Annotated in this window: 4 protein-coding genes and 1 pseudogene; 4 read left to right on the top strand and 1 reads right to left on the bottom strand. The window is 38.7% G+C overall.

Translation table 11 applies throughout. The features are described 5' to 3' along the window. Together cas7d and cas5d are read left to right on the top strand one after the other, a co-directional pair. A partial coding sequence (gene cas7d, locus IQ229_RS21705) for a type I-D CRISPR-associated protein Cas7/Csc2 (protein ID WP_194047285.1) occupies positions 1 to 986 on the top strand: 986 nt, incomplete at its 5' end. A 3-nt stretch (positions 987 to 989) separates the two neighbouring features. Beyond that, complete coding sequence (gene cas5d / locus IQ229_RS21710) at positions 990 to 1,655, top strand: type I-D CRISPR-associated protein Cas5/Csc1 (RefSeq protein WP_194047287.1); 666 nt, start codon at positions 990 to 992, stop codon at positions 1,653 to 1,655. Here the strand turns inward: cas5d and IQ229_RS21715 are convergent, their stop codons facing one another. Next, the gene (locus IQ229_RS21715) at positions 1,656 to 2,066 is read right to left on the bottom strand and encodes a hypothetical protein (RefSeq protein ID WP_194047289.1); all 411 of its coding nucleotides are present in this window, start codon (positions 2,064 to 2,066) and stop codon (positions 1,656 to 1,658) included. A gap of 109 nt (positions 2,067 to 2,175) precedes the next feature. On the opposite strand from IQ229_RS21715, the gene IQ229_RS21720 reads away from it, so the two are divergent. After that, positions 2,176 to 2,796, top strand: coding sequence for a 2OG-Fe(II) oxygenase (locus IQ229_RS21720; RefSeq protein WP_194047291.1), 621 nt, complete (start codon positions 2,176 to 2,178; stop codon positions 2,794 to 2,796). Next, positions 2,786 to 2,941, top strand: a pseudogene (locus IQ229_RS21725) (CRISPR-associated endoribonuclease Cas6); the annotation flags it as partial. The gene IQ229_RS21720 and the pseudogene IQ229_RS21725, both read left to right, overlap by 11 nt.

Here is a 2,941-nt window from a genome sequence, read left to right on the forward strand (position 1 = left end):
TTGTAATTCTGCGAGAAACTGACTCTTATGCAGTATTTAAAACTGATGGAGAATTAAATTTAGCTAGAGTTAGAGCAGGAATTAATAATTCACAAGTGATTAGTCGTTTAGTACTTTTTAAACGTAAACAAACTACTCCTGAACGCTTAACAGGGCGTGAACTATTGCGGCGTTATGAAGTTTACAACTACATAAAAACCCAACATAAAAAAGACTGCGCTTATAATGAAAATCCTTGTGGAGTTTGTCCTGATTGCGTTATTTACGGTTATGCTGTGGGTAAAGGTGGTGCAGATAATTCTGGTTCGGAGAAATCCAAAGTTTTTATAGATTCAGCTTACGCTGTTCCTAAATATGAAGAGTCCCACGGAACTTTTACGCTGAATGCACCCTACGAAGATGGAACTATGACGCAAGGAACGGACACTACTAACCGTTTCAGTGAACAAGACCATGTTTTACCAGAAGTTCCTTTTCCCAGCGTAGTTACATTACGCGACCCAACACCAAATACTTTTTTATATCTGTTAAATAATTTGTACCGTACTAAACGTTACGGTGCCCAAACTACACGCACTGGACAGATGCGAAATAAGGTTGTAGCAATAATATTTGCTGATGGCGAAATTTTCAGCAATCTGCGCTTAACTCAAAAAATTTACGACATTATCGGAGATGTCTTACCTCCTTATGGACTTGATTCTCTCAAAGAAGCTACCGAACAAGCTGTGAATGAATTAATTCAAGAAGATGGAGTTTTTTATGAATTAATTGCAAAAGAAGCTCTTGTATCTCTTCAAAATGAAGCTCAATCTATTCTTGCAGATGAGGCTAGTTTCCAACAATGGATGAATTCATTGACAGAAGAGACTTTAAATTATGCAAAAGCAGTGGGTGTTCTTAAAGAAGAAAATCCAGAAAATAGCAACACTAGCAGCAGAAGTAGAAGGAATAAAAATAAGACGGCTGAAGATGAGGAAGCATAATGTATGCACATTTACTGTCTTCTCATTACCTTACAAGACCCATTGTATTTTGCTACTCGTGAATTAGGTAGACTTTATGTAACAGAGCAATACTTACATAATTATGCTCTGACTTACGCTCTTGGTTTAGCAAAAAGCAACTATTACGATGCAGAACATATACCGCATTACGAAAGAGAGTTAGAACCTCTCAACCAGCAAGGTATTTATATTACACCTGCACGTCCTTTAAATTCTGCTTATGTGACGCACACTTATAAATTTGCTAACCTCTCTTACCATGTCAAAATGGATAAAATCAGCAAAAATATCCCAACATTTGGACGTATCCGTGAATTAGCGCCTGAAAGTCGATTTGAGTTTTTTGTCATATCTCAAAAAGAACTCAAACTACCAAAGTGGATTCGCTTGGGTAAATGGATGAGCAAAGCTGAAGTTACGGTTGAACCATTACCGAAACATAAAATTTCTGAAGGTATATTCACTTGTACACATCCATTAAATCCTTTAGATGTCATGTTCACCAATCAAGTGATTAGCTATGATGTTGTGAATATGCCTCCAGTTAGCTTAATTCAGAATGTCCAAATGCGAGGGCAATACTATCAATTTGATGACATTCAAAACTTAAAAATTCCAGTTCGGATAGAATATCGTTTTCAGAGTTAATCACTTCCCAAAACCTTTACCACGGTTTTTATTTTTTCGAGGCTCTATCGTCATTAACTCGGCTTTAAAACCTCTAGAATCTTGCAACTTTAACTTACGTATTCGCTGGCGTTGGTAAGTCTGCACTTCAGCAGCTAGAGGATGATTAGGATCAATCTTTAGATGAGTAATAGAAGAAACATATTTTTCTTTACTTTCGGGATTATTTGGCTCTTTTAGTCCGCACATAATCCCGCCTTCATCTCCTGAATAGCCAACAAAATCAATTTCAAATTCTCTGTCTGGATCGGCGTTTACTCCTTTTTGCTTTAATGTCTTCAAAAACTCTTTCCCTGCTCGTGCTTTAATGGGTAAGTTCTCTTTAAGTTTTTCAGTTAGTGCCTTTGCTGCATTATAATCATCAATTCTCATTGTTCTTTCTCGCTATGTAGTTTTTCTCACTTAAAAGAATACTACTATCATCACTCGATAGTCTTTAAAATTTTAGATACCACATTCAGCGATCGCTCCTCTATCTCCAGTGAAACACTATCAACAACAAACCAACGCCTTCCCCAGCGATTACCTAAACAATTTGTGGGGAGAAATCCAAGCTTGTCCTTACTTCGCTATCAACAACCTCAACCGCGATTTTGTCGCCACCAAAGGATTTTCTGTAGTATTTCAGCGTTCTGGATTAGCAAAAGTAGAACAGCAGTTTCCCTACTTCAAGCCTTACCTGGATTTAGCTCTCCAGCCGAATTGTAATGCTTTTTACCTCAATCCTTTACAACTAAAAGAAGGCTCCCGCGTCGATCCGCATATCGATCGCTCCCTGCGTTCCTACTCCAAAACCATTGAACCGCCTGCGGTTGTCAGTGTTCTCTATGTGCGCGTACCTGCGGATATGGAAGGGGGAGAACTGGTATTGCGATCGCACAAACGCCAACTTGGGCAAATTAAGCCCCAATTCAATACTTTAGTTTATTTTCAAGGTGATTTAACCCATTCGGTTAACGCAGTCAAAACCCCAGGAAATCGTCTAAGTCTCGTTTGTGAACAGTATAGTTTGAGTGAAACTGAACTCCAGGAAATCCCTGAGTTTACTGTTGAGTCAAGAAGCACTCAGTCTACAACCAAAAAGAAAAAGTATGCCTCATAGTTTAGTGTTGAATTTGCTACCTCAATCGCCTATTCCACCACAATATCTCACCGGCAGACATCTCCACGCCTTATTTTTAACCCTCGTTAGTTCTGTAGATACCACATTGGGCGATCGCTTGCACGATTCCACCGCAGATAAAGCT

The organism is Nostoc cf. edaphicum LEGE 07299, assembly GCF_015207245.1.
Classification (GTDB): Bacteria; Cyanobacteriota; Cyanobacteriia; order Cyanobacteriales; family Nostocaceae; genus Nostoc; species Nostoc edaphicum_B.

Bases quoted from the DNA above. Each gene is read 5' to 3' on its own strand.
- cas5d (WP_194047287.1), top strand. From the start codon at position 990: ATGCACATTTACTGTCTTCTCATTACCTTACAAGACCCATTGTATTTT.
- IQ229_RS21715 (WP_194047289.1), bottom strand. From the start codon at position 2,066: ATGAGAATTGATGATTATAATGCAGCAAAGGCACTAACTGAAAAACTT.